Consider the following 19,219-nt stretch of genomic DNA (forward strand, 5'->3'; position numbering starts at 1 on the left):
GACGGAGAGCAGGTAGCGGCCGTCCGGGCTCAGGCTCAGCCTGGAATGGAAGAAATCCTCCGGCTCGCGGCTGCCGGCGGTCAGCCGCTCGCCGCTCGCCGCGTCCTCGATCTGGAGCACGTTGTACTTCTCGGGGCAGTGCACGACGACCTCGCGTCCGTCGCCCAACTTGCCCAGGGCGAGCGGGTAGTCGTAGTCCGGCGCACGGTAGTAGCTGCGGTTCAGCTCCCGCACGACCCGTTCTCCTTCGAGCAATACCCCCTTGGTGCCACGCTCCTGGTACACCGCGGAGTACAGCCCTGAGACCGAAGTGGTCCCGGCATCGAACGGAAAACTCCACGCGAAGGGCGACTTGCGCTCCAGCCCGTCGCGGCCCCAGCGCCGCCCGCCCCCGACCCCGGAGACCAATTCGTCGCCCTGCCACACCAGCGACTTCGGCGCCGCCTTCGCCGCTATCGACTCCACAGTCACCGATGACCACCCCCACTCCGGAGAACCCTGGACAGGCCCTCGCCCGGAATCTACGGGACCCGGTAGGCGGGGCAGCAGCAGGACCGCACAGATGACTCGCCGGGTCGCCAGGGGGCCCGGCGCGGTCCGACCTCTTCCTGCTCACGTCGAGGCGAGCACCAGGGTGGAACGATCGAGCACACGGCGGCGAATCTGCCATCTGCGACTACCAAGCGTGGCCGGTCTGCTCGGCAGCATACGGCGCAGTGCACGACAACCGGCTCCACAGTCAGTGCGCACCGGGTCCGGATTCGGCGTTCCCCCAGCGATCGGTGGGCACACGCCAGCGGGCCCTACACGCCGACACCAGCCAGTCCCGGGAGTCGCGGTCCACGCACGCCGTCGCTGGCTGCGGATCGAACGCACCTGGTCCGGGCCGACGTGTGCATCCACGCCGGCGCTCAGCGTATTCACCACCGACGGCTCCACCGAGACCGGCTCCCTGATCGACGAGATCGTGCGCGAGGGCACCCGACGGATGCCCGATGGGGTGCGGGAGGTGGCTCCGGGATCCCATCGGGCTGCGGGTCGCGTCCTACGGCACGGTTCGCCTAGCGGTTGGGCTTCAGCGTCCAGGTGATGGTCATCTCGCCGGTGATCTCGCCGTCGGGGCGACGGATCGTCACCTCGACGGGGAACTCCGGGCGCCGGCCGGCGTCGAGTTCGGCGACGACCTCGGCGGCCGGGCGGCCGAGCTCCGCGGTGGCGGTGACCTCGCCCATGGCGAGCTTCTTGTAGGCGAGGCGGACCTCGACGGCCAGCGGGGTGGCGCGGGTGAGCTGGTCGCCGAAGGCAGCCAGGACGATCGCGCCGCTGGCGGACTCGGCGAGGGTGAACATCGCTCCCGCGTGCGGGCCGCCGATGTGGTTGTGGAACTCGGCCTGGTCGGGCATCCGCAGCACCGCGCGGGTGGCAGTGGCCTCGTCGACGGCGAGGTTGAGCGTGCGCACCATCGGCACGGTGGCGGGAAGCAGCTCGGCGATCGAAGGCATGGCGATCTTCCTTCTGTCAGGTCTCAGTGCTGTCGGGGCGGGCTTGCTCGTGGACGGACTCCACGGAAACCACTTGAGTTCGCCATTCGAACCCAGATGTCTACTGGAGAGTAACAGCTGGATTCGGTTGGAAATCCAGCCGGGTACCCTGGCAGCGTGGAGTACATCGACCAGGACCCCAGCAACTGCTCGATCGGGCGCAGCCTGGAGATCCTGGCCATGCCCTGGGTGCTACTGGTCCTGCGAGAGGTCCTGCGCGGGGTCGACCGTTTCGCCGATATCCAGAGCCACCTGGGCGTCTCACGCAGTGTCCTGGCCGACCGCCTCGACCTTCTGGTGGCCAGGGGTGTGCTGGCGAAGGTCCCCTACCAGGAACACGCCCAGCGCCGCCGCTACCTCTACACGTTGACCGAGAAGGGCAAGGACGCGATCCCGGTGCTGACCGCGCTGCGCCAGTGGGGCGACAAGCATCTCGCCGACCCCGAGGGGCCGGCGGTCATCAGCGAGCACGTCGGCTGCGGGCATCCCGTCGGCCTCGCCTACGTCTGCGACGCAGGTCACCGCCTCTCCGGCGTGGACGAGACCGTACGCAGGCCCGGCCCGTCCGCGCGGCCCCTGACCATCGCGAGCTAGCGTCCTGCGCCGGTAAGTCGTCGTTCGTTGGTGTGAACAATTGGATCTGCGTCTCGGGATCTTATTCACAGACCTTCCGCGATGACAAGGTCGTGCAGGAGCGCAGCAACGGTGTATTCGTCACCGCATGCCACATGGGCAACGTGAACAAGGTTCCATGTACTCCACAGGTACAAAAACACGACGATTCCCTACAGTGCACGCAGGGCATCGAATTCTATGATCTCGCCACAGCAGTACCGCGGGAGAATATTTACGGCTCGAGCCACGACCCGCTCTGGATCAACAAGTGAACCAACTTCGCACTTCGGCTGAACTCACGAAGGCGTCGCCAGCGTCCTGCCTTCGCTCCTCGCAGCCCGCAGGACCTCGCAGGGCTCCTCCACGTCACCGACTGGCGGCCTGAGGAGACCCTCGCCCCGAACTGGAACGCCGCGCCGACCAACGACGTGTGGGCCGTTCTCGAGCGCACCAGCCGCGGCGCAGAGCGCGTTGAAGGGTAGGTGGAACGCGAGTTGCGGCCGCTGCGCTGGGGCCTGGTGCCATCATGGGCGAAGGATGTGAAGGTCGGCGCCCGGATGATCAACGCGCGGGTGGAGAGCGTGCACGAGAAGCCCGCCTTCCACCGCGCGTTCGTCAAGCGCCGATGCCTGCTGCCGGCCGACGGCTTTTGCAAATGGGTCCAGGCCAAGGACCCGGCAACAGGCAAAGTCCGCAAGGGCACCCCCGCCTCGCCATTCATCGACTTGGCCGAAATCCCGACCGTCTCCGACTGGCTCGGCGTCGAGACTGCCATGCAGTACCAGCCCGGCCTGCTCGAAGGCTTCATCACCGAGACCGGACTCATCCCAGCCCCGCCATGACGTCACCCGGCCTGAAGACCTCAGCAGCCTGCAGGCGAGCAATTGTCAATACCTGTGGATGGGTTGACCGTCTGTACCGCTGCATCCGTCCCTTTGCGTCGACAGAAACTTGCGTCGTCCTCGTTGCACGGCAGGTGACCCAAGGAGAATGGCAACAGCATGTCTTCGCCGGAGTGAAATACCGCCGGATCTGTGCATGAATACCGAGCTTGCACGCCGAACCGTCCGGCCGGGTGCGCCGGTGGCCGTCAGTGGCGTTCGGCGGCGAACGGGCCCTCGTCGACGAAGCGGCGCAGCTGGCGTGCGAAGGCTTGGGCCTCCGCCTGGGGCCAGGTGGCGAGCGAGGACTCGATGCCGGCCGCCAGTCGCTGTCTGGTGACCGACACGATGTTGTGACCCTGCTCGGTGAGCGCGAGGAGGGTCGCGCGACCGTCGGCCGGGTCGGGCTGGCGCTGGAGCAGGCCGGCCTGCTCCAGTCGGTCGGCGCGGCGGGTCACGGTGGTGCGGTCCAGTCCGATCTCACGGCCCAGGTCGGCGGCGCTGCACGCCCCGGTCCGGGCCAGGCCGCTGAGGACCGGGTAAGTGAGGTCGTCGACCGCTTCCCCCAGCCCCTCGGTCAGCTGGGTGTAGAGGTGGGCGCGAGTGCTCCGCCGCAGGAGCAGGCCCAGTGCATCGGCGATGTCGTGTCCCGTCGAGTTGTTCACCCCTCCAGATTAGCGTGCGTAGCGCACGCTTTTCCGGTACGTTGATAAGCGTGCTCAAGGCACGCATCTCCGACCGATGTGCGGCGGGTCACTGCTGCGCCGAACCGAAGGAATCCCCATGAACCGCACCGACGTCCGCACCGCCCTTACCGACCTGCTCCTCACCCCGGGCCTCGACCTCGACGAGGCCGCCGACCGGCACTTCGCCCCCGACTACCGCCAGCGCACCGACGGAAGCTGGGACGACCGCACCGAGTTCCTCGCCCACATCGCCCACCTGCGCACGGTCGTCGCCGGCGGCTCGGTCGAGGTCCACGACGAACTCTTCTCTGGCGACCGCTACGCAGACCGCCACACGATGGAGGTCCTCAAGACCGACGGTTCCACCGTCCGCATGGAGGTTTACCTCTTCGGCGAGTTCGCCCCCGACGGCCGCTTCCGCCGCATCGAGGAGACCACCCTCATGCTCGAAGGCGCCGACGCCGACCGGAACCTCGGCAGCGCCCGCTGAGCCACATTGCCCCCCTGAGCCACGAGGCCGCCCCTGTCCCAGCGCATCGGCGCGCCGCCGTCATGGCGCATCATCCGAAAAGTGAGAGGAAGTGGTTGTCGTGCTCGACGTGCTCATCGCCGGGGCCGGCCCGGTGGGTCTCTGGCTCGCCGCGGAGTTGCGCCTGCACGGGGTGGAGGTGACCGTCGTGGAACGCCGGGCGGCACCGGACGGGCGGTCGCGCGCGGTCGGCATGCAGGCCGGCACACTGGACACCTTCGCCACCCGCGGACTCGCGGAGCGGTTCATCGAACGCGGCACCCCGGTGCCGACCGGCCACTTCGGCGCGGCGACCACCCGGCTGGACTTCTCCACAGTCGGGGCGGTGTACCCGTTCATGCTGGCGCTCGGTCAGTCCGTGACCGAACAGCTCCTGGAGGAGCACGCCGTCGCCGTGGGCGCCCGAGTGCTGCGCGGGGAGGAGATCGTCTCACTCACCCAGGGGCCGGACGCCGTCGAGGTGGTGATCCGCGCCGGCGGCACCCACCGGACCGCGCATGCCCGCTGGGTGGTGGGCTGCGACGGCACCCGCAGCGCGGTGCGCCAAGCGGCCGGCATCGACTTCCCCGGCCAGGACACCACCCTGACCGGGTGGCTCGCCGACGTCGAACTCGACGATCCGCCCACCGCACCACTCGCCGCCACCGGACCGGCCGGTTCGTTCCTGGCGGCCCCGATCGGCGACGGCATCCACCGACTGGCGGGCCTCTCCACGGCCACCATGCACCACGGCACCGGCGAACCGCTGACCCTGAAGGAGGTACGCGAGCAGACCCGCACGCTGCTGGGACGGGACCTGGGCATCCGCAACCCCCGGTGGCTCTCGCGCTACGGCAATGCCACCCGCCGGGCCGCACGGTACCGGGCCGGACGGGTGCTGGTGGCCGGGGACGCGGCGCACATGTTCTTCCCGGCCGGTGGGCAGGGCATGAACCTCGGCATCCAGGACGCCACCAACCTGGGCTGGAAGCTGGCCGCCACCCTCCAGGGCCGGGCGCCCGACGGACTGCTCGACAGCTACGACACGGATCGCGGGCCGGCCGCCCGCGCCGTCATCGACAACACCCGCGCGCAGCTCGCCCTGTTTGCGGCGGCGAGCCCGGAGCAGATCGCGCTGCGCGAGGTCTGGTCCGCCGCCCTGGCCGAACCGCAGACCAACCGCCAGTGGGCCCGCCGGATCGCCGGATTCGACGACCCTCTCCCCGCCGACACCAAACCCGGCGCGCACCCGCTGAACGGCACCCGACTGGCCGGCCTCGCCCTGGACACCGCCGGCGTGCCCACCGCCCACCCGTTGATGCACCACGGCCGACCACTACTGCTGGACCTCGGCGGAAGCCCGACACCGTGCCCCGCGGATGGCCTGGAGCAGCGGGCAGGAACCGTCAACGCCGAAGCGGCACATCCGATCTGGCGGGACGTCACCGCCGTCCTCATCCGGCCGGACGCCCGGATCGCCTGGGCCAGCACCGACACCGACCCGCAGCGCCGGGCCGCGGACTGCCTCACCACCCTGCGCACCCTGTGCCGCTGAACGCCGCTCGGTGAGCCCACCCACCGGCCCCGCTCGGCGGCCCTCTCTCACGGATCAGGCCGGATCAGCGCGCGGCGCCCCCAGCCTCCAGTCGGGGGGTATCCCCATCCATATGTGCATCGCAAGTCGGGGAACCCCCGGGCGCTGGGCCGGACAGCCCATGGACCCCGCGACGCTCGGCAGGCGCCTTTCGAACCGGCCAAGGGGCTCGGTGGCAGCTGCGCGGTTCCCCCTTTAGAGATTCCCGGACTTGGGAAGATGGCCGTGTTCCACGATCCCGATGGCAACCGAGTCGGCCTCCGGCAACGATGACTGCGGCGCTTCGACGTGTTTCGATGGCTGGTCGTAGGCCGACGCCGGCACTGCCCCACCCCGGTCCCACCACAGATCGGGGTGGGCGGCCCTCGGTCCGGTGAAGTTTGCGGTCATGCCGCGGCGGGCTCGGGGCGTTCGAGGAGGTGGCCGCGTTCGAAGCGGGCTCCGGCGCGGACGAGGGCGACGAGGTGGGGTGCGTTCACGGCCCGCCACCGTTGCTGGGCGGACTCGACGAGCTTGAAGACCACGGCCAGGGCGGCGGCCGCGCTGCCGGCTCCGCGGGTGACCTTGGTCCGCAGCCGGACGGTGGCGAAGGTCGATTCGATCGGATTCGTGGTCCGCAGGTGGATCCAGTGCTCGGCGGGGGAAGTGAGCGCGTGGTCGCGGCCCTCGGCGTTGTAGATGTCCTGCAGGGCCTTCTTCGCGCCGGGCTGCGCGGACTTCGGCAGGGCGTTCGCGATGTTGGCGATCTTGTGAACCCAGCACCTCTGGTGCCGGGTGGCGGGGAACGCTTCGGCCAGGGACTTCCAGAAGCCCAGGGCGCCGTCGCCGACCGCGAGGACGGGAGCACGCATGCCCCGTCGTCGGCAGTCCCGCAGCAAGTCGGCCCAGGAGTCGGAGGATTCGCGGTAGCGGCGCCTTCACCTCGACGGTCCCGGCCGCGGTCGTGCTCCTGCCCCCCTCTGCGCGGCCAAGGCCGCGTTGCCGGCTGCTACGGACGCACGCACAGCCACAGCTCAGAGGGACTGGTCAGATGCCCCGAAGGGCCGTGGTGGACTTGCCGGTGCGTTCGCGAAGGAGCACACGCAGGGTGTTGGGGTGCTCGTAGCCGACCTTCCGGGCGATCGCCTCCAGGGACAATTCGGTGGTGCGCAGCAGGTGGGATGCCCGTTCGATCCTCAGGTCCTGGATGAAGCGGATGGGGGAGGTTCCGAGGGTGCGCTGGACGGCGCGTTGCAGCGTGCGGTCGCTGACGCCGACGGCTTTGGCGGCTTCGGGGATGCTGATGGGCTCGGCCAGGCGTTCGCGGACCCAGCGTTCGAAGGCCGCGACCGTGGGATCGCTCTGTGCCAGGGCGCTGGGGATGGTGTAGGCGGACTGTGAAGGGCGTTCGTCAACCACCAGGTAGCGGGCCACCAGGTCGGCCAGCGCGGGGCTTCCCGCCCGGATGATCGCCAGGGCGAGGTCGACGTGTCCGAAGGCCGCACCTGCGGTGGTGACGCCGTCCGAAGCGATGACCATCCGGCTCTGATCGAGCTGGACCCCCGGGTACCTTGCGCGGAAGACCGGCGCCAGCCACCAGGTCGTCGTCGCGCGCAGGCCGTCCAGGACTCCCGCCTCGGCCAACAGGAAGGTTCCGGTGCAGGCCGAGGCGATGGCCGTACCGCGTTCACGGGTTTGTGCGATCAGGTTCCGGACGGGAAGCAACTGGTCACCGGCGACATGGTCGAGCAGCGCAGCGGGGCGGCGTTCGGCCAGGGCGGGGACGATCAGCAGGTCCGCCGCCTCGGCGTGCGCGAGGGGCCTGGTGGCGACCAGGTGTCCGGCTCCGGTGCGCACCTGGGGATGGAGGCCGACCGTGGTCACGTTCCAAGACGGCGGTTCGCAGATCTCCTCGCCCATCGCGCCGGCCTCCTCGCCCATCGCGTTGGCGCCGTCCAGCACGTCGAGGATCGCCGCGAGTCCGGAGTCGAACACCCCGTCGTAGACGAGAACCGCTACCTTCATGACGTAAACAATATCAATGATGTCGTTTCCGCCACTGATGTGGTCACTGATCAGCGACGTAGGTTCGCTGTGTGCCGGAGATCCGGCGACTTTCCCACACGAGGAGTGACCACGATGAAGATCGGTCTGCTGGCGCGTATCGAGGCCAAGCCCGAGTACGCCGACAAGGTCGAGGCGATGCTGCGCGACGCGGTGGCACTGGCCGAGCAGGAGCAGCACACGGTGACCTGGTTCTCGTTCCGCCAAGACGCCACCACCTTCGGGGTGTTCGACACGTTCGACGACGAGCAGGGGCGCCAGGGCCACCTGGAAGGCAAGATCGCCGCCGCGCTCATGGGCGCCGCCGAGACCATGCTCAGCTCAGCTCCGGTCATCACCCCCGTGGACCTGCTCGGAGTCAAGACCTCCTGACGGAGATCGGCGCACCACATCCGAGCGAGGAGACGGAGAACACCCATGACAGCGACCACGAACCCTCACGAGCTGCGCTCCCGGACCCACACCTGGCAGCAGCCCCTTCCCTGGACCGAGGCAGGCGATCTGACCGGCCTGGAACTGCTCCAGAAGATCCTCAAAGAGGAGATTCCCGAGCCGCCCATCGCCGGCACGCTCGGATTCCACCTGGTGGAGGTCGGCGAGGGCACAGCAGCGTTCGAAAGCGATCCCGGCGAGCACCTGCTGAACCCAATGGGGACCGTCCACGGGGGCTTCGTGGCCACGCTGCTCGACTCCGCCCTGGGCTGTGCGATCGCCACCGTACTGCCCAGGGGCATCGCCTACACCACCATGCAGCTCAACGTGCACATGGTGCGCCCGGTCTTCGCGCATACTCCTCGGCTGAGGTGCGAGGCGACCACCGTCCACGTCGGCCGGACCACGGCGACGGCTGAAGCCCGTGTCACCGACACCACCGGCGGCAAGCTGTACGCCCATGCCACGACCACCTGCGCAATCCTCACACCGCCGAACGCAGGACCGGACCAAGGCGCCTCCTGAACCGTCTGCCCGACAGAACCACCGAGAGAAGCAGGACCATGAGCCGTACGACGGTCGTCAACCTCAAAGGCCACCGGGACGACCCGCACTATGCCGACGTCGTCTACGTGGGCCGGGCGATGACCAGGGGCGGCTGGTATCTGGAGCAATCTCCATTGGCCGGCCCCTTCCGCCTCAACCGAGGCAGTCACGTCACTCATCAGGTGCTACTTCCATGATCGGGAGTGACACCGGTACAGCCCCGGCTCGGGCGGCGGCGTTCACCCGGCGGTGTCGGATGCCGGTGTCGGCTGGGGCTGGGGCTGGGGCTGGGGCTGGGTGAGGTTGTCCATGATCAGGCCGAGGGTGAACTCGAACCGGTCGTGTCCGGTGCCGGAGGTCAGCTCAGCGGCATAGCGTCGGGTCTGCGGAAACATGTCGGCCGGCAGCGCAGTGAACCGGCGGATCAGCTCCTCGCGGCCAAGGACCCATTCCTGGTCCGCGTGTCTGCGCCGCTGCTGGACCAGCGACTGCTCCAAGGCGTAGGCGCTGACGTAGAGGGACATGGCATCGAGCACCCAGGCGGCGGTCTGCGGTTCGATTCCGCCGGCGAGCAGGATCGCCAGAAGCCCTTCCCTGACCCGCAACGTGGAGAGGTTGGTCGGAACTACGCCCAGCGCGGCACGGGAGACTCCGGGGTATTTCAGGTACTGGTCGCGGATCTGCGCGTACACGTCGAGGACCTGCTTGCGCCACGTGGCCGGGTCCGGTTCGGGCAGCACGACCTCGGAGCAGAGCCGGCCGACGAGGAGATCGTCGATGTCCTCTTTGCTGACGATGTGCGCGTACAGCGACGACGGCCCGGTACCGAGCAGCGCGGCGACTCGACGGATGGTCAGTGCGTCGTAGCCCTCGGTGGCCACGACCTGCAGGGCGGCGTCGGTGATCCGGTCGACCGTGATGGGCTTCTTGCGTGGTCGCGCCGCTACGGGCTCCCCAGCGGGCTGGGCATGGCGAGCGGCTCGGCGTTGTCGGGGATCGGAGGGCATACCGGTCACCATACCTTGACACGATCTAAGTTCGCCTCGTAGAACTTAGATCGTAATTGCAGAACTAAGTTCGTTTCCGTCTGGTTCGAGGTATACCCTGCCCCGGTACCTGAGCAGGGTTCGGACAGTCTGTTCAGGAAGGTGTGCGATGCGAGTTTCCGTGGTCGGAGCCGGTCTGGGAGGTCTGTGCTTGGCACAGGGTCTGCGTGGTGCCGGGATCGAGGCCGACGTGTACGAGCGGGACCCAGCGATCACCGCACGATTTCAGGGGTACCGGCTCGTACTGGATCGGGTCGGATCCGAGGCGCTGCGTAGCTGTCTGCCACAGCGTTGGCACCCACTGCTGGACGCGGTCGTCAGTGACGCCCACGTTGAGCGACTGGCCCTGGACGCCCAGCTGAACAAGATCGGCGAACTCGGCCCTGCCAGGAGCGGGATCGTGGTTGACCGGCAAGTACTCCGGCACCTGCTGCTGACCGGACTCACTGTGCACACCGGGGCCGAGCTGACCGGTTACGACGTGTTGGACAACGGCAGGGTCGAAGCCCGGTTCGCGCAACGCGATCCGGCAACCGCTGATCTGCTCGTCGGGGCGGACGGGGTCGGCTCCGCGGTGCGCCAGGTGCTGACGCCGCAGACCACCCCGACAGACACCGGCGTTCGGTTCGTCATCGGCCGCACGCCGCTGACGGAGCAGTTCGCCGGCCTGTCCCGGGCCTACGGCGGGAAGATCGTCGGGGGCGGAGTGAGTCTGTTGCTCGGGGCCATGCGGTTCCCCATTCCGCCAAAGGAAGCGGCGGAGAAACTGGCACCCGAAGTAACGCTCCCTGACATCCATGACTACGTGCGCTGGGCCATGATCCTCCCGCCGAACGGCTCTCTCGGCACCTTGACGGCACAGGAGGCCGCGCTGTCCAGGATGAAAGGTTGGCACCCGGACCTGCAGGCGCTCATCGAGCAGGCCGACCCGGACAACAGCACCCCGCTGTCCATCGGGGTGGTCGAGCCAGGTGAGCGCTGGGCGCCCGGTCCGGTCACGCTGCTCGGCGACGCCATCCACGCCACCTCCCCGACCGGCGGCAACGGTGCGAACACCGCCCTGCGCGACGCCGACCTGCTGCGCCGCTGCCTGATCGAGGCCGTCGAGCGCCGCCAAGACCTCATCGGCGCGGTCGGCGACTACGAGCGGCAGATGTTCGAGTACGGCGGCGAGGCCGTGCGCCACAGCCTCGCCGCGCTACCCGCCTTCGTCCCGAACCCGGACCGACCCGAGCCGGCATAGGTTCAGAACCTCCCAGCCACACCCTCAAGGCCGAACCGCACGTTTCCGGCGTGTTCCGGCTGGCCTCCCTGTAGATGGTCGCCAGCCGGGTTCCCCTGACCGGCCGCTCTGTCGTCAAACGAACGAATGAGGACAGGTGCCGCACGCGTTCAATGAACCCGGACTTTTCGAGGCCTGTTGGCGGCGCGGATCCAGTCGAATCCGATGGCGGATGATGACAGGGGTTTGCTGACAGTCAGGGCCGAATGCGACCACCAGAACGGGGAGTGGCATGGCCAACCTGGTCTACAAGCGGGCCTCGACCGACCAGCAGTCGACCGACCGCCAGAACCTCGTCCTGGACGAGGCCGGGATCGAGGACCCGGTCGTCTTCGAGGTACGGACCGGCACCTCCAGCCGCCTCCACGCGCTGGAACGGCCGAAGTTCGGCGAACTGCTCACCTACGCGCGGCCGCGCGACACCGTGCACATCTGCGAGACGTTCCGCCTCGTGCGCGGCACCGGACACATTCTCGACGTGCTCGACGTCCTGAACCGCGACCGCCTCGCCCTGCGCATCCACGACGGCGCGTTCTCCGCCACGGACCTCACCGCCCGCCACCCGCGCACCGGCGAGCCGCTGTCCGCCGTGAAGTTCATGGTGCAGACCCTCGCCGCCGGCCAACTCCAGCGCGGCCTCCAGCGCGAACTCACCTACGACGGGCTCCGGGTCGCGGAGGCCGAGGGCAACAAGGGCGGCCGACGCCCGGCCATCAAGGCCGACAAGACCGACGCCGTGCCCACCGCATACCTGGACGGCCGTTCCATCGCCGCCCTGACCCGCGAGCGCGGCGTCAGCCGAGGCGCCGTCCGCACGGCCGTCGCCGACCTCATGTCCGAACACACCGCGGCCGACCACGAGACCACCCCGGCCCCGGAACTGCCGGTCACCCTCGACATGCCGGGCGAGGTCGCCGAATTCCTCCGCGCCGCCGAACTGGACGAGGCCGGGCGGGCCGCGCTCGACCAGGGCGTGACCGTACGGCGCGGCCAGGGCTACACACTGCGCATCAGCGCCACGTCCTCCATGGCCGAAACATTCCAGTGCGCCACATGGCAAGGACGAGGGTGACGGTCAGCGGGCTTTGTGTGGCGGTCATCCGCTGGAATGGGCCGTGAGATGCGATCGGTGGCGGTGATGTGAGGGAGTACGATCGATGACCAGGAGGGCGGCGTCATCGTCGAGTTGCTCGCCGGTGTACGCGAGCAGGTCTCGGTGAATGTGGTGCAGCAGGGCGTCGGGGCTTGAGCCGGAGAGGGCGGCGACCCGTTCGGCGAGTGGGTAGAAGGCTCCGGTCGGTGAGCGGGCTTCGATCACGCCGTCGGTGTAGAGCAGCAGCGTGTCGCCCGTTTCCAAGGTGAACGAGTCGGTGCGATCGTCCCTTACGCACAGGGCACACAGGCCCAACGGGGGCGCGGGCCGACGGGAGTTCAAGACGGTCACCTGATCACCATGGACCAGCAGGGGCGGCGGATGACCGCAGTTGAGCATCTCAGCCTCTGGGCCCTGATCGTGGATGTCGAGCATGATGGCGGTGATGAAGTGCTCGCCGGGGTCGTGCGCGGTGTCGGCGACCTCGTCCAGGTTTCGGCAGACGCTGTCTTCGACGGCGGTGACGAGTTCGGGCAAGGAGGCATACCGGTGAGCGCCTTCACGGAACGCACCCATCACCACCGCTGCCTCGCCGATGGTGGCCAGGCCGTGACCTCGAACGTCGCCGATGAGCACCCGGGTGCAGGCGTGGTCGGCACGGACGACCGCCAACAGGTCGCCCCCGATCTGGGTCTCGTCCTCGGCGGCCAGGTACAGCCAGGCCACCCGCAAGGGCCCGATCCGGCGGGGTGGAGGCCGCAGCAGGATCCGCTGCGCCGTCTCGGCAACCGACCGGACCCGGTTCAGCTCCCGGGCACGCCGCTCCCGCACGTAGCAGATGAAGACCACCAGAGCCGACAGCACGGCCAAGGCGATGAGCTGCGCCACGTGGTTGGTCGTGGTCAGTCCGCCGTGGAATATGGAGATGATCAGCAGAGCGACCTCCGCCAGAGCCCCGACCAGAGCGGTCAGCCGCGGACCCGCGAAGGAGGCGGTCAGGGTCGGTGCGATGACCAGCAAGGGACCCAGATGAACGCTGGTCCCGATGCCGATGTCGGTCACCGTGATGGCCACGATCAGTGCAAGCGCGATCACCAGCAGCCCGCGCTCCGCGCGCGGCTGAAGGAAGCGGTCCTCCAATTGACCTCTCGCAGGCATATGCCCTTTTTACGCCCTCTTCGGCCGTCCATGCTTCCCTGCGATGCCCCTCGTGATACCTCGCTGGCCTACTGCCATCACTGATCGGGCCTGTGGCTGGGCTGCGGGAAGTTCGACTGACAGCGCGGGAACCGGTGTCTTCCCGGCACCCATGTAAAGCCTGGCCCACCGCGCACTACGAGTGGTGCACCAGCCCTGGGCCTTCCCGACAGGCGCTCCGCGGCACCCTACCCGCGTGGGCCCATGGCCGTGTGTCTGTCTCTGCTGGTGCTGGCCACAGCCGCGGTGGGCCGGATCTGTCCAGTTCTGACCGGGGGTATCGGTACGTTCGATGCGGCATGCGTCTCCCCGGCCGGGCGGCGGAGCGAAGAACGAGGAGAACGTCCTGGTCATCGGGTCCGACGCGCGCGGACGGCACTAGTACGCCGGGCGGGGGCAGCAAGGACGGCCTGGGCCGCTCCGACACCGCGTTCTTGCTGCACGCCGAGGGCGACCACCGGCACGCCTTCGTCATGTCGATCCCCGGGACACGCTGGCCACCCTTCCCGCCGTGCCGCCTGTCCGACGGCTCCTGGAGCGCACCGCGACCCGACAAGTCCCCCGAAGCAAATCCGGCCTGCACCCAGAACATCATCGAGAAGCTGACTGGGCTCCGGGTGGACCACACGGTCGTCGTCGGCTTCGAAGCGTTCGCGAATCTGACAGAGGCGGTCGGCGGTTGGAGTGTATGCGTACCGCAGAACCTCTACCAGAAAGACCTCGACCCCGACCGCGCCACCCGTGGCGGTCTCCTTTCGCATCAGGGCATCCGGACACCGACGGGAGAGGCGGCCTTCGGCCACGTCCACGTCCGGCAGGACATCGGCGACGGCACCGGCATCGGCTGCATCAAGTGACAGCAGGCACTCGTCGCCGCTCTCCTCAGGAGGGTCAAGAGCAACGGCATCTCCCCGGCGAACCTCCTCCCCCTCACAGAGGCGGCGCTCAGTCGCTCACCGTCACCCTGCCCTGGCGCTGACTGGCGAGGATGGCTGCCGCAAGGACCACCCCGTCACACTCATCCAGTACGGCCCAGGCCAGGCGACCCACGCCGAGGCTGTGGCGCAATTCTTCCCTTGCGTACGGCTCCGGCCCAGGTCAAAGAAGACAGATAGGAAGCGGCCCCGCCGGTTCCGGCGGCCGGACCGGCCGGGGATGTCGAAATCGGTGGCCTGCTCCTTGAGCTCGCCCTGGCTGCGCAGATTCTCCTACCTGAGCGACCATCCGGCGTGGGTACGCTGGCCTGGACGACCACAACTCGACGCGGTCGCTGGTACCGCGCGAAGTCCCCCGAGGCGCCCGAACTCCACGATCACGCCGTCCGCATCCTTTGGAGCCGTCGTGACCGCACCCCGTGCCCGAGCAGCGGCTGCTCTCGGCTGCCTCACCCTTGCGGCACTGTGCCTGAACGCCTGCGGCACGCCGACCGACCGGCCGGAGAAGCCGTCGGCGGCAACCTCCGCGGAGGACTTGGGCGGCATGCGCGCCCTGGTCGCCGCGGCGAAGAAGGAGGGCAGACTCACCGCGATCGCGCTTCCGCGCGACTGGGCCAACTACGGCGGCCTGATCGACAGCTTCGAGAAGAAGTACAGGATCAAGGTCACCGTCGAAGCCCCGTACTCGCACAGCGAGGACGAGGTCAACGCTCTCAGGAGCGGCGGAAACCGGTCGGCCGCCCCCGACGTGATCGACGTGGGCGACACCTTCGCGCGGGCGGCGGCGCAGCAGGACCTGCTCGCGCCGTACAAGGTCGCGGCATACGACGTGATCCCCGACGACCAGAAGGACCCACAGGCCCGCTGGTACAACAACTACGGCGGCTACGTCTCCATCGGCTGCGACGCCAACCGCGCCAAGCCTTGCCCCCAGACCTTCGCCGACCTGCTGAAGCCTGCGTACCGCAGCATGGTCGCGCTGGAGGGCAACCCGACCCGGGCGGCGTCCGCCTTCGCCAGCGTCTACGCGGCCGCGCTGGCGAACAACGGGTCCTTCGACGACATCCGGCCAGGCCTCGACTTCTTCGCCAAGCTGAACAAGACCGGCAACTTCAACCCCCTCCCGTCCACCTCAGCCACCATCGCAGCCGGCCGGACACCCATCAGCATCAACTGGGACTACCTCAACCTCGGCTACGCCGACCAACTCCGCGACAAGGGCGTGAACTGGCAGGTTGCGATCCCCTTCGACGGCAGCTTCGCCCAGTACTACGCACAGGCGATCAACCGACACGCCCCACACCCGGCGGCCGCCCGCCTGTGGCAGGAGTACCTCTTCAGCACGGAGGGCCAGAACCTCCGGCTCCACGGCTACGCCCGCCCGGTTCTCATGGACGTCATGCAGAGGGACGGCACCCTGGACAAGACCGCCGCCGAGCGCCTGCCGACCGTGGAGGGAACGCCGCAGTTCCCGACGGACGCGCAACTGGAGAAGGCCAAGGCGACCGTCACCCAAGGCTGGGCGACGGCGGTCCGCGGCTGACCGGCAGTCGGCCGAGGCTACCCGTCGATGGGCCGCAGTTCGGTCCTCTGGCAGGGCCGCTCACTCGGACGCCGACACCGTGCCTCCACCGTCGGCCTGAGTCCGAGTTCGGACTGGCCGACCCAGGTCGCGCCTGGACGTGTCAGAGCCTCATCTCAGGCTCAGCGGCTCGGGCGCCGCCAGGCGACGAGGACGGCGATGTCGTCGTCGCGCCGACCGCCACTGTAAGCGATCAGGTCGCGGTGGAGATGGTCGAGGAGCTGGTCGGGCGCCTCGCCGCTCCATGAGCGGATGCGTTCGGCCAGGGGGTAGAAGGCACCAGAGCGGTCGCGCGTCTCAGTGACCCCGTCGGTGTACAGCAGGAGCTGGTCCGCGGGGTGGAAGGGGGCGAGGTCGACGTGATAGCCCTCGCTCACCAGCATGCCCAGGTTGAGCGGCGGCGAGGGAGCGGCGGGCTGAAGCTCCCGGACCTCGCCGCGGTGCAGCAGCAGCGGCGGCGGGTGGCCGCAGGTGACGGTTCGGACGACCGGTTCGTCGTCCGGGATCTCGGCGAGCAGAGCGGTGATGAAACGCTCAGCGACCTCCGAGCCCGGAACCCTCGGGTACTGGGAGGCGTACCGGCTCATGCTCGTCTCCAGGCGGCATGCGAGGTGGGGCAGGTCGGGCGCGTCGTGGGCGGCCTCGCGGAAGGCGCTGAGCAGCGTCGCGGCCGTGTAGATCGCGAGCAGGCCCTTGCCGCGTACGTCGCCGATGAGCAGCCGTACGCCGTGCGGGGTGTCCATGGCCTCGTACAGGTCGCCGCCGATCCTGGCTTCCGCCGCGGCGGCCAGGTACAAGCTCTCCAGCGTGACCTGCCCGAGGTGTCGCGGTACCGGATGCAGCACCGCCAGCTGGGCGGCCTCAGCCACTGAACGGACTTGACCCAGCTGATCGGCGCGTCGGCCAAGCAGGCGGTTGAAGAAGACGGCGAATGCCGCAATCGCCGCGAGGGAGGCCAGCTCGGAGTAGGCGGTCGCATCCCGCACATCATTGAAGTCCACCATCAGGCCGACGAAGACGGCGCACGCGCCCACTCCTATGAGTACGGTCCCCCACAGCGGCAGCAGCGCGGCGGCGGAAACCATGGCCGTGGCCAGGAACGCATCCGGCCTGACATCGCGGGGTGTGAACAGGCCGACGACCAAGCCGATGGTCAGCAGCAGGGCAGGCAGCAAGGGCAGCAACCTGCCACGCGCACCAGCACTGTGTGTGACCCCGCGTTCGTCAGGAGACCTCGCCACCGTGCCACTCCCCAAGGTCGCACAGAGCGACCGCCTAGTCCGGAAGAGAGGCCACCGATCTGGGCATTTTATCGCCGGGCGCCGTCGCGGACGATGTCGTCCATCAGAGAGCCGATCTCGGTGGATCCGTCGATGTTGACTACGCTGAGCACGGCTCATTGACGGCGCGTTGCCCGCACCCAGGTGGTCTGCCCCGTCGCCGCCTACAGCAGGCGCGGGGCTGCATTCATCCGCGTCGCCGTTCCGCCCGGTCATCACCGGGAGCGGCCTCAATGAGGTGCTCTGCCACTTGGCTCAGGACGTTCGCCGCATCGACGACGGTGTCGACCGGCCAGTGGCACCGTTGTCCGTCTGTGGCCGCCTCGGCGTGGTGGGCGTGACGCGAAGACCGCGGAGAAGGCGTGGCGACGCGGTCGGCTCTCCTCAAAACCTCCGCCGGTGCGTTCAAGGCCACGACGAGACACGAGGCCACCTCGTCGAGGTGCTGCCCCGTCGCCGGGTGCCGGTGCAGCTTGCGGCCTCCCACGCCTCGGCCTGGTGAAGGACCAGGGCGTGCAGCGTGAGTTCTGCGTGTGCCAGCCCGGCGACGGCCATGACCGGATCGCGGGCGAGATCCGGGCCGAGCGGCGGATGCGGCGGCTGCCCGGTCAAACGGCGGGGGACGCCTCGGCATCAGTCCGGGCGCAGCGGGCGGCGGCTTGCAGGGCACGCAACCGGGCGGAGGCGGGGTCCCAGGACGTGCCAGTGCCCGGCCGGTGGATCGCATCTTTCGGACGTCGAGTGGGCGCGGTTGGAGCCGCACCTTCCGAAGAACGCAGGTCGGGGCAGAGGTGAGAACGAAGAGGGGGAACAAGTTCAGCGGGCGAGCCACGCCCAAACCGCGCCACCGAGAAAGATCACACTTCCGGCAAAGAAGCTGACGTGAGCTCGGCGATGCTTCCTGGTGGACACCCTTGCATTCTCGGGCTGTTCGGGCAGATAGACGACCGGCACATGGGTTCCAAGATCCATCCCCATCCTCGACCCCCTCGACACGGGCGTGAACCTGACGGGCCGTCCCTGCCGGTCGGTGAACTCGATGACGGGCGTCAGGAAGTCGTCCCCCGTGACCATCTCCTGGTCCACCACCACCCCCTCGGTGTGCACGCCGTACCGACGCAGCCGCGCCTGCAGCCGCGCCTCCCTCACACCGCCCCACAGGCACAGCAGGCTCGCCGACACGGCCAGCACGAAACCGATCAATTCACCTGTCGTCATCCGTCCCCTGCCCTCCCTCGCCCAGCCCCACCCGGCACGAGCAGCACACCAGGATGACGCGGAACCCGGCCCGATGGTTCACGAAAGTGCGCGTGCACACCGGCTCCGCGGGCTTACCCGGTCGTGGCGGGGGCCCACGAGGGCCGGCAGCCTCCGTCGCCGTCGGGCAGGCGACCGCCTGCCCCTGATGAGCCTTCGCTGAGTCGAGCAAGTCAACGAGTTGGTGCAGTCAACTGACCAGGCACGTCCAACACGTCCAGGCTCGCTGATCCGCCGGACAGGCTCCAATAGTGCTTCGTCAGGTTCTGATTCTGCTGGTCGGCAGGGCCACCCCCAGGTGATGCAGGTGCCGGTCCAGCACCTCAGCAGGTCCTGAAAGACGTCGAGGACCTGGTAGAGGGTCAGGCCGGCACTTGGGCTTTTGGGTCGAGCCGCCGCAGGGTGAGGAAGACCTGGGCGGCGGTGACGAGGGTGACGTGGTCGTGCCAGCCGCGCCAGGTGCGGCCTTCGAAGTGGTCCAGTCCCAGGCCGAGTTTGAGTTCGCGGTAGTCGTGCTCGATCCGCCACCGCGTCTTCGCCCACCGCACCAGGTCGGCGATCGGGGTGGTGGCAGGCAGGTTCGTCATCCAGTAGCCGGTCGACTCGGAGGCTGCTGCGGGCCGTTCGACCAGCAGCGTCTTCAAGGGCAGCACGCCGTTCCACCTGCTGCGTCCACCAGCCTGTACCTGGGGTCCAGCCAA

General features: G+C 68.8%; 17 protein-coding genes and 4 pseudogenes. 11 read left to right on the forward strand and 10 right to left on the reverse strand.

Translation table 11 applies throughout. From position 1 onward, the window contains the following. Both ACWGJ5_RS44225 and ACWGJ5_RS44230 read right to left on the reverse strand, forming a co-directional pair. Window positions 1–471, reverse strand: a pseudogene (locus tag ACWGJ5_RS44225) (hypothetical protein); the annotation flags it as partial. A 590-nt stretch (window positions 472–1,061) separates the two neighbouring features. After that, the gene (locus ACWGJ5_RS44230) at window positions 1,062–1,502 is read right to left on the reverse strand and encodes a DUF4442 domain-containing protein (protein ID WP_453315263.1); all 441 of its coding nucleotides are present in this window, start codon (window positions 1,500–1,502) and stop codon (window positions 1,062–1,064) included. Window positions 1,503–1,658: 156 nt separating this feature from the next. Between ACWGJ5_RS44230 and ACWGJ5_RS44235 the strand changes: the two genes are divergently transcribed. Continuing rightward, window positions 1,659–2,135 (forward strand): winged helix-turn-helix transcriptional regulator, encoded by a 477-nt coding sequence (locus ACWGJ5_RS44235; protein WP_453315264.1) that lies wholly within the window; start codon window positions 1,659–1,661, stop codon window positions 2,133–2,135. 311 nt (window positions 2,136–2,446) lie between these two features. Further along, window positions 2,447–2,854, forward strand: a pseudogene (locus ACWGJ5_RS44240) (SOS response-associated peptidase family protein); the annotation flags it as partial. 392 nt (window positions 2,855–3,246) lie between these two features. Here ACWGJ5_RS44240 and ACWGJ5_RS44245 read toward each other — a convergent pair. Next, window positions 3,247–3,702: a MarR family winged helix-turn-helix transcriptional regulator gene (locus ACWGJ5_RS44245; protein WP_453315265.1), complete on the reverse strand. Its 456-nt coding sequence runs from the start codon at window positions 3,700–3,702 to the stop codon at window positions 3,247–3,249. 118 nt (window positions 3,703–3,820) lie between these two features. Between ACWGJ5_RS44245 and ACWGJ5_RS44250 the strand changes: the two genes are divergently transcribed. Together ACWGJ5_RS44250 and ACWGJ5_RS44255 are read left to right on the forward strand one after the other, a co-directional pair. Beyond that, window positions 3,821–4,213, forward strand: coding sequence for a nuclear transport factor 2 family protein (locus ACWGJ5_RS44250; RefSeq protein WP_453315266.1), 393 nt, complete (start codon window positions 3,821–3,823; stop codon window positions 4,211–4,213). Between the two features lie 100 nt (window positions 4,214–4,313). Next, window positions 4,314–5,786 carry an FAD-dependent monooxygenase gene (locus ACWGJ5_RS44255; RefSeq protein WP_453315267.1) on the forward strand — a complete coding sequence of 491 codons (1,473 nt, stop codon included), beginning with the start codon at window positions 4,314–4,316 and terminating at the stop codon, window positions 5,784–5,786. Window positions 5,787–6,211: 425 nt separating this feature from the next. Here ACWGJ5_RS44255 and ACWGJ5_RS44260 read toward each other — a convergent pair. Both ACWGJ5_RS44260 and ACWGJ5_RS44265 read right to left on the reverse strand, forming a co-directional pair. Further along, window positions 6,212–6,733, reverse strand: a pseudogene (locus ACWGJ5_RS44260) (transposase); the annotation flags it as partial. Window positions 6,734–6,851: 118 nt separating this feature from the next. Then, on the reverse strand, window positions 6,852–7,829 hold the full coding sequence (locus tag ACWGJ5_RS44265; RefSeq protein WP_453315268.1) for a GlxA family transcriptional regulator: 978 nt from the start codon (window positions 7,827–7,829) through the stop codon (window positions 6,852–6,854). Window positions 7,830–7,943: 114 nt separating this feature from the next. Here ACWGJ5_RS44265 and ACWGJ5_RS44270 point away from each other — a divergent pair, with 114 nt between their 5' ends. The 3 genes from ACWGJ5_RS44270 to ACWGJ5_RS44280 are packed head-to-tail and all read left to right on the forward strand — an operon-like array spanning window position 7,944 to window position 9,043. Then, complete coding sequence (locus ACWGJ5_RS44270) at window positions 7,944–8,240, forward strand: putative quinol monooxygenase (protein WP_453315269.1); 297 nt, start codon at window positions 7,944–7,946, stop codon at window positions 8,238–8,240. Between the two features lie 45 nt (window positions 8,241–8,285). Further along, on the forward strand, window positions 8,286–8,825 hold the full coding sequence (locus tag ACWGJ5_RS44275) for a PaaI family thioesterase (protein WP_453315270.1): 540 nt from the start codon (window positions 8,286–8,288) through the stop codon (window positions 8,823–8,825). 38 nt (window positions 8,826–8,863) lie between these two features. After that, window positions 8,864–9,043 carry a hypothetical protein gene (locus tag ACWGJ5_RS44280; protein WP_453315271.1) on the forward strand — a complete coding sequence of 60 codons (180 nt, stop codon included), beginning with the start codon at window positions 8,864–8,866 and terminating at the stop codon, window positions 9,041–9,043. Between the two features lie 42 nt (window positions 9,044–9,085). On the opposite strand, the gene ACWGJ5_RS44285 is transcribed toward ACWGJ5_RS44280, so the two are convergent. Then, window positions 9,086–9,853, reverse strand: a complete 768-nt coding sequence (locus tag ACWGJ5_RS44285; RefSeq protein ID WP_453315272.1) for a TetR/AcrR family transcriptional regulator — start codon at window positions 9,851–9,853, stop codon at window positions 9,086–9,088. 148 nt (window positions 9,854–10,001) lie between these two features. Here ACWGJ5_RS44285 and ACWGJ5_RS44290 point away from each other — a divergent pair, with 148 nt between their 5' ends. Together ACWGJ5_RS44290 and ACWGJ5_RS44295 are read left to right on the forward strand one after the other, a co-directional pair. Continuing rightward, on the forward strand, window positions 10,002–11,135 hold the full coding sequence (locus ACWGJ5_RS44290; RefSeq protein ID WP_453315273.1) for an FAD-dependent oxidoreductase: 1,134 nt from the start codon (window positions 10,002–10,004) through the stop codon (window positions 11,133–11,135). Window positions 11,136–11,406: 271 nt separating this feature from the next. After that, window positions 11,407–12,246, forward strand: a complete 840-nt coding sequence (locus ACWGJ5_RS44295) for a recombinase family protein (protein ID WP_453315274.1) — start codon at window positions 11,407–11,409, stop codon at window positions 12,244–12,246. Between the two features lie 24 nt (window positions 12,247–12,270). Here the strand turns inward: ACWGJ5_RS44295 and ACWGJ5_RS44300 are convergent, their stop codons facing one another. Further along, on the reverse strand, window positions 12,271–13,425 hold the full coding sequence (locus ACWGJ5_RS44300) for a PP2C family protein-serine/threonine phosphatase (protein WP_453315275.1): 1,155 nt from the start codon (window positions 13,423–13,425) through the stop codon (window positions 12,271–12,273). Window positions 13,426–13,763: 338 nt separating this feature from the next. Here ACWGJ5_RS44300 and ACWGJ5_RS44305 point away from each other — a divergent pair, with 338 nt between their 5' ends. After that, entirely contained in the window at window positions 13,764–14,321 is a 558-nt protein-coding gene (locus ACWGJ5_RS44305; protein ID WP_453315276.1) for an LCP family protein, read from the forward strand. A 484-nt stretch (window positions 14,322–14,805) separates the two neighbouring features. Continuing rightward, on the forward strand, window positions 14,806–15,942 hold the full coding sequence (locus ACWGJ5_RS44310; protein ID WP_453315277.1) for an ABC transporter substrate-binding protein: 1,137 nt from the start codon (window positions 14,806–14,808) through the stop codon (window positions 15,940–15,942). Window positions 15,943–16,103: 161 nt separating this feature from the next. Here the strand turns inward: ACWGJ5_RS44310 and ACWGJ5_RS44315 are convergent, their stop codons facing one another. From ACWGJ5_RS44315 to ACWGJ5_RS44325, 3 genes and pseudogenes are all read right to left on the reverse strand, one after another. After that, window positions 16,104–17,156, reverse strand: a complete 1,053-nt coding sequence (locus ACWGJ5_RS44315) for a PP2C family protein-serine/threonine phosphatase (protein WP_453315278.1) — start codon at window positions 17,154–17,156, stop codon at window positions 16,104–16,106. Between the two features lie 921 nt (window positions 17,157–18,077). Then, complete coding sequence (locus ACWGJ5_RS44320; protein WP_453315279.1) at window positions 18,078–18,464, reverse strand: DUF3592 domain-containing protein; 387 nt, start codon at window positions 18,462–18,464, stop codon at window positions 18,078–18,080. 416 nt (window positions 18,465–18,880) lie between these two features. Then, window positions 18,881–19,180 (reverse strand): annotated as a pseudogene (locus ACWGJ5_RS44325) (IS701 family transposase); the annotation flags it as partial. Between the last annotated feature and the right edge of the window lie 39 nt (window positions 19,181–19,219).

The sequence above is a fragment of the Streptomyces sp. NPDC054783 genome (assembly GCF_053611725.1).